The sequence below is a fragment of the Burkholderia sp. WTPI3 genome (genome assembly GCF_021483755.1).
Classification (GTDB): domain Bacteria; phylum Pseudomonadota; class Gammaproteobacteria; order Burkholderiales; family Burkholderiaceae; genus Burkholderia.
On record NZ_JAGIXF010000164.1, the window covers coordinates 1 to 6,786 of the forward strand.

General features: G+C 66.4%; 4 protein-coding genes. 1 reads left to right on the forward strand and 3 read right to left on the reverse strand.

The features are described 5' to 3' along the window. Positions 1-192: 192 nt before the first annotated feature. Both J7024_RS35890 and gltP read right to left on the reverse strand, forming a co-directional pair. Complete coding sequence (locus J7024_RS35890; RefSeq protein ID WP_124897694.1) at positions 193-1,470, reverse strand: aminotransferase class V-fold PLP-dependent enzyme; 1,278 nt, start codon at positions 1,468-1,470, stop codon at positions 193-195. A gap of 53 nt (positions 1,471-1,523) precedes the next feature. After that, positions 1,524-2,852, reverse strand: a complete 1,329-nt coding sequence (gltP, locus tag J7024_RS35895; RefSeq protein ID WP_124897695.1) for a glutamate/aspartate:proton symporter GltP — start codon at positions 2,850-2,852, stop codon at positions 1,524-1,526. Positions 2,853-3,026: 174 nt separating this feature from the next. Here gltP and J7024_RS35900 point away from each other — a divergent pair, with 174 nt between their 5' ends. After that, entirely contained in the window at positions 3,027-3,944 is a 918-nt protein-coding gene (locus J7024_RS35900) for a LysR family transcriptional regulator (protein ID WP_124897696.1), read from the forward strand. A 75-nt stretch (positions 3,945-4,019) separates the two neighbouring features. Here J7024_RS35900 and J7024_RS35905 read toward each other — a convergent pair. Then, positions 4,020-6,786, reverse strand: a 2,767-nt coding sequence (locus J7024_RS35905) for an excinuclease ABC subunit UvrA (protein ID WP_442861915.1), incomplete at its 5' end; no start/stop codon positions are given.

Sequence of the window (6,786 nt, forward strand, 5' to 3'; positions counted from 1 at the left end):
CGACCACGATCTTCACGCGCTGCTCCTCCATAGGGTCGTTGGCATCTTCCAATATCGCGAGCCATTACACGCGCAATCCGGTGCGGCGACAACTATCGATTGACTCTGCCGGTCATAGCCCAAACCTATTGGGCGGCCCGTTTTCGGGCGCCGGATGCGACACGGCCCGGATGATCCGGGCCGTGTCGTCAATCAGCGCTGCGCTGCCAGTGTTTCGGTAATCGCGAGGAATCGCGCGATATCGTCCGGCGAATGACAATGAAGCGGCGATATCCGGACCGCGCCGCCGAGCCCGAACGATTTCAGCATCCGGCCCGAATACAGGCTCGACGCGACGCGCTCGTAGACGATCACGCCGTTCTTCTCGTATTCGCGCACGGCCTGCGTCGGTTCCAGGTGCGCGAAGCCGATCCCGACGATCAGGTCGCGCTTCGTCAGGTCGTCGTGATCCCAGTACACGTCGACGCCGTCGATCGCCCGCAGCCCGCGGCAACCTTCGCAACCGTCGAGCAACGCGGCCAGCAGCGCGCGTTCATGCAGCTCGATCCGCGCCATGCCCTCGACGAACAGCGTGCGGCGATCGTCCGAGTCGCGGAAATACCGGCCGATCCACGTGACGTAATCGACGATCGACGTCACGATCGCAAACTGCGCGGGCGCCGGGCTGCCGAGTTCCCACACGCCGCTCTCTTTCGCCGCGAGCCGGTGATGCGGCAACGCCGCCGCGCGCGGCGACAGCCACGAGATACCCGAGCCGCGGCAACCGAAGAACTTGTACGGCGCGAAATTGATTCCGTCGACCGGCGTGCGCTGCAGGTCGATGATGCCGTGCGGAGCATGCTGGACCGCGTCGACGACGATGAAGAGGTCCGGCTTCTTCTGCCGCGCACGCGCGACGATCGTCTCGATATCGAACTTCGCACCGGAGATGTTCGACGCATACATCACGCTGAGCAGCGCGGTATCGGCATCGACCAGCGACACGATCGCGTCGACGTCCACGCCGCCGGTCGCCGGATCGCTCGGCGCGATGCGCAGCGTCTTGCCGGTGCGTTCCGCGTAGACCGTCATCGCGTCGTAGGAAGACGGATGCTCGAGCACGGTCGTCACCGCATTGGTGCCCGGCACGTTCTCCATGATCGCGCGCACCATGTCGAACATCGCGCCCGACGCCGTCAGCGACGCGAACACGGTGCCGCCGTCGGCGTTCAGGATGGTCCGGACGTCGGCCTCGCCGCGCGCCTGGATCGCCTGCAGGTCGAGCGCACGTTCGTGAATGCGCTCCGGACAATCGGGCAGCGCATCGATCCGTGCGTATGCATCGACCGCATCCTTCAGCCGGAACGACCCGCCGGCATTGTCGAAGAACAGGCGCGCGCGTCCGTCGAGATCGTGATCGACATAATGAAAGCGCGACTTGATCTGCTGCATCAACGCTTCGGGGAAAAGTGCTCCATGGGTACTGCTCATCTTCGATGCTCCTGTTTGCTTCGGAATGTGGTGCGACGCATGCATGGCGGCGTTCATCCGCGCAGCGATTCGAGGTACGCGCGGCCTTTCTCCGCGTCGTAGCGGCCTTCCCATTTCGCGATGACGAGCGGCGCGAGCGCGTTGCCGACGACGTTCAGCGCGGTGCGGCCCATGTCCATGATCCGGTCGACGCCGGCGATGAAGGCCAACCCTTCGAGCGGCAACCCGGCGCTCGCGAGCGTGGCGAGCATGATCACGAACATGAAGCCCGGCACGCCGGCGGCACCCTTCGACGTGACGACCATGGTCAGCGTCAGCAGGATCTGCTGCTGCCAGTCGAGATGCACGCCGTAGAGCTGCGCGACGAACAACGTGCCGATGCCGAGATAGATCGACGCACCATCGAGGTTGAACGTGTAGCCGGTCGGCACGACGAACGTCGTAATGCTCTTCGGCACGCCGTAGTCCTCCATCTTCTTCATCAGTTGCGGCAGCACGGTCGCGGAGCTGCAGGTCGAGAACGCGATGATCAGCTCGTCCTTGATCACGCGCAGCAGCGTGACGATGCGAAAGCCGAACAGCCGCGCGGTCAGGCCGAGCACCGCGATCGCGAACACCAGGATTGCGAAGTAAGTCACCGCGACGAGCTTCAGCAGCGGCAGCAGCGATCCGAACCCGAAGCTCGCGACGGTCACCGCGATGAGCGCGCACACGCCGACAGGCGCATAGCGCATCACCATGCTCGTCACCTTGAACATCGCGTCGGCGACGCCCTTGAGCATCGCAAGCACGGGCTTGCGGTGCTCTTCCGGCACGGTCTGCAGCCCGATCCCGAACAACAGCGAGAAGAAGATCACCGGCAGCAGGTCGCCCTTGGCCATCGACGCGACGATGTTGTCCGGAATGATGCCGAGCACCAGCGCCATCAGCCCGTGATGGGCCTGCTGCACCTGTTGCGTGGCCTGCTGGAAGCGGGAAATGTCGGTGTGCCCGAGTTGCGACATGTCGGTGCCGACGCCGGGCTGCAGCACGTTGCCGATCACGAGCCCGAGGACGATCGCGATCGTCGTGATCGCCTCGAAATAGAGCAGCGTCTTGATGCCGATGCGACCGAGCGACTTGCCGTCGCCGACGCCCGCGATACCGATCACCATGCTCGTGAACACGATCGGCACGACGATCATCCGCACCAGCTTGATGAAGATGTCGCCGGCCGGCTGGAGCAATCCGGACACGGCCGTGTCGCGCCATTGCGGAAACCGGTTCAACACGAGTCCGATCGCGATGCCGATGACGAGGCCGATGACGATCTGCCACGCGAGGCCGACGCGCGGCTTGCGCACCGCGTCGGGGACGGGTGGGGATTCGATGACGGTGTCCATGCTGTCTCCAGATAAGGGATTCGATCCGGCGCCGGCGTCGATACAGCGCGTTTTCTGATGAACGCACTCGCCGAACGGCGCAACGGAAGAACCTTAAACAGCCGAAATCGGTAAAAAAAGCGATTTTTTGACATGAGAAAATATCGCTTTTCTTCATCTAACGAGTGAGGGACGATGCTCACGTTCAAGCAGATGGAAGCGCTGTACTGGATCGTGCAACTCGGCTCCTTCGACGCGGCGGCGACGCGCCTCAACACGACGCAGTCGGCCGTGTCGAAACGGATCCAGGAACTCGAACGCGCGTTCGATCTGACCGTGTTCGACCGCGCGCACCGCAGCGCCCGGCTTACCGACAAGGGCGCCGAGCTGTTCGACCATGCGAAGGAATTGCTCGAGCAGCGCGATCGCGTCGTCGAGCGGATGAGTTCGAAGGAAGCGCTGGTGCGGCACGTGCGGATCGGCGTGACCGAACTGACCGCGCTGACGTGGCTGCCGCGCCTGATCGCGGCGATCCAGGCCGCGTATCCACGGGTGCACGTGGAAGCCGAGGTCGACCTGACCGCGACGCTACGCGACCGCCTCGCGGCCGACACGATCGACCTGATCGTCGTCCCGCAGATTCATGCGACGGAATCGTTCATGGCGACGGTGGTCGGCGAGGTCGACAATGCTTGGATGTGCGCGGCCGGGTTCATGCCGAAGTCCAGGGCGGCCATTGCGCTGACGGACATCGCCCGGTTTCCGCTGATCCTGCAGGGCAGCCTGTCGGGCACGGGGCATCTGTACACGCGTTTTCTGCAGGAACACGGCGTCGCGATGCAGCGCGTGCTGTCGAGCAACAGCCTGATCGCGCAGATTGGCCTGACGCTGTCGGGGCTGGGCGTCAGCTATCTGCCGAAGGCATGCGTCGCGCACCTCGTCGCGTGCGAAGCGCTGGACATCGTACGCACGCGGCCGGCGCTGCCGCCGGTTCGCTACGTCGCGCTGCATCGCGCCGGGCGTGCCCATTCGCTGACCGCCGAGATCGTTCGGCTCGCCGCGCAGGCGTGCGATTTCAGCACGAACCTGCTGGATCCCGGCGCGCATGTGTGAACCGCACGGGCGGATGTGAAAACGGCCCCGGTATCTCGCTCGACACCGGGGCCGCTTCATCGGAAAGCACCGCGTTCAACCGACCCGCGCTTCTCCCTGCCGCCCGGCTTCGCCGTCTTCCGTCGCCGTTCGCGCCAGCACGGGCCCGAGCGCCTGTCCGGTATGGCTCGCCTTCACCTGCACGAGTCCTTCGGGCGGCGCCGCCGCGACGATCGTACCGCCGCCCACGCCGCCTTCCGGGCCGAGATCGATGATCCAGTCGGCTTCCGCGATCACGTCGAGGTCGTGCTCGATCACGACGACGCTATGCCCGCCATCGACGAGCCGGTGCAGCACGCGAATCAGCTTCGCGACGTCCGCCATGTGCAGGCCGACCGTCGGTTCATCGAGCACGTACAGCGTGTGCGGCGCCTTCTGGCCGCGCCGCGTGATGTCGTCGCGTACCTTCGTGAGCTCGGTGACGAGCTTGATCCGCTGCGCCTCGCCGCCCGAGAGTGTCGGCGACGGCTGGCCGAGCGTCAGGTAGCCGAGGCCGACGTCCTTCATCAACTGCAGCGGATGCGCGATGTTCGAAATCGGCGCGAAGAACGCCACCGCTTCGTCGATCTCCATCGTCAGCACGTCGCCGATGTTCCGGCCGCGCCACGTGACCGCAAGCGTCTCCGGGTTGAAGCGCTGCCCGTGGCACACGTCGCACGGCACCTTCACGTCGGGCAGGAAGCTCATCCCGATCGTGCGCACACCCTGCCCTTCGCAGGCCGGGCAGCGCCCGTCGCCGGTGTTGAACGAGAAACGCGACGCCGTGTAGCCGCGCGCACGTGCTTCCAGCGTATCGGCGAACAGCTTGCGGATCGTGTCCCACACGCCGATGTAGGTCGCCGGGCACGAACGCGGCGTCTTGCCGATCGGCGTCTGGTCGACTTCGAGCACGCGATCGATCCGCTCCCAGCCGCTGAGCGACGCGCAGCCCTGCCACGCATGCGTGACGTTCAGCGATGGCCGCGGCGCACTGCGCGCGAGCACGCTCGAACGGCGGTTGGCGGCCGGCTCGTCCTGCTGCGCGGCCTTGCGCGCGCGCCGCGTGGCCGGCGACGACAGCACCGAACGGCCGACCGCGTCGAGCAGGTTCGTCATCAGCACGTCGCGCGCGAGCGTCGACTTGCCCGAGCCGCTGACACCCGTCACCGCGACGAGCCGCGCGAGCGGAATGCCGACCGTGACGTCGCGCAGGTTGTGCAGCGTCGCGCCGTGCACGGTCAGCCACGCTTCCGGCACCGCCTGCGCGCCCTTCCCGCCCGCCACGCTCACCGCGCGGCGCGGCTGCAACGGATGCGTCATCGGATGGGCGAGCAGGCGCCCCGTCACCGAATCCGGCTGTGCGGCCAGGTCGGCGACCGTGCCTTCGGCGACCAACGTGCCGCCGCGCTTGCCGGCGCCCGGGCCGACGTCGATGATGTGATCGGCGCGGCGGATCGTGTCTTCGTCATGCTCGACGACGACGAGCGTATTGCCCTTGTCGCCGAGCTTGCGCAGCGCGTCGAGCAGGATCTGGTTGTCGCGCGGATGCAGGCCGATGGTCGGCTCGTCGAGCACGTAGCAGACGCCCTGCAGGTTGCTGCCGAGCTGCGCGGCAAGCCGGATGCGCTGCGCTTCGCCGCCCGACAGGCTCGGCGCCGCGCGGTCGAGGCTCAGGTAGCCCAGGCCGACTTCCTCGAGAAACGCGAGGCGGCTGCCGATCTCGCTGACGATGTCGCGCGCGATCTGCGCATCGCGCCCGGTCAGTTCGAGCGCATCGATCCAGCGACGCGTATCGGATACCGTCCACTGCGCGACCTCGACGATCGGATGCGCGTCGAACGTGACCGCGCGCGCGGACGGGTTCAGCCGCGTGCCGTGGCAATCCGGGCACGGCTCGTCGCCGACGCCTTCCGGTTCCTGCTCGTCCGACGGCAAAGTCTGCTCGCGGCCGCGATCGTCTCCGGCGAGCACCGTGTCGTCATACGCGGCGCGCTGTTCGCGCGTGAGCGTGACCCCGGTGCCGACGCAGGTCGTGCACCAGCCGTGCTTGCTGTTGTACGAGAACATCCGCGGATCGAGTTCCGGGTAGCTCGTGCCGCATACCGGGCACGCACGCTTGACCGACAGCACCTTGATCTCGCCGACGCGTGCGGTCGAACGATCGTTCTGCATCGCGTGATGCAGCCCGTCGAGCGGCGCGAGCAGGTGCATCACGCCCTTGCCGAGCTCGAGCGTTTCGTCGAGCAGACGCCGCAATTCGGCCTCGTTGTCCGGCGACACGACGATGTCGGCGACCGGCAACTCGATCGTGTGCTCGCGGAAGCGATCGAGCTTCGGCCAAGGATCGACCGGCACGAACTCGCCGTCGACACGCAGATGCGTGCTGCCGCGCGCCTTCGCCCACTTCGCGAGGTCGGTGTACACGCCCTTGCGGTTGACGACGAGCGGCGCGAGAAAGCCGACGTGTTCGTCGCGATGGTCGCGCAGCAGTTGCGCGGCGATCGATTCGACGGTTTGCGACGTGACCGGCGTGCCGTCGTGGATGCAATGCTGCAGGCCGAGCTTCACGTACAGCAGCCGCAGGAAGTGCCAGACCTCCGACGTGGTCGCGACCGTGCTTTTGCGGCCGCCGCGCGACAGCCGCTGCTCGATCGCGACCGTCGGCGGAATGCCGTACACCGCATCGACTTCCGGCCGTCCGGCCGGCTGCACGATCGAACGCGCATACGCGTTCAGCGATTCGAGATAGCGGCGCTGGCCTTCGTGGAACAGGATGTCGAACGCGAGCGTCGACTTTCCGGAGCCCGACACGCCGGGAATCACG

What these genes read in the sequence shown, in the direction of transcription:
- J7024_RS35890 (WP_124897694.1), bottom strand. Translation starts at nt 1,470, where the DNA reads ATGAGCAGTACCCATGGAGCACTTTTCCCCGAAGCGTTGATGCAGCAG.
- gltP (WP_124897695.1), bottom strand. Translation starts at nt 2,852, where the DNA reads ATGGACACCGTCATCGAATCCCCACCCGTCCCCGACGCGGTGCGCAAG.
- J7024_RS35900 (WP_124897696.1), top strand. Translation starts at nt 3,027, where the DNA reads ATGCTCACGTTCAAGCAGATGGAAGCGCTGTACTGGATCGTGCAACTC.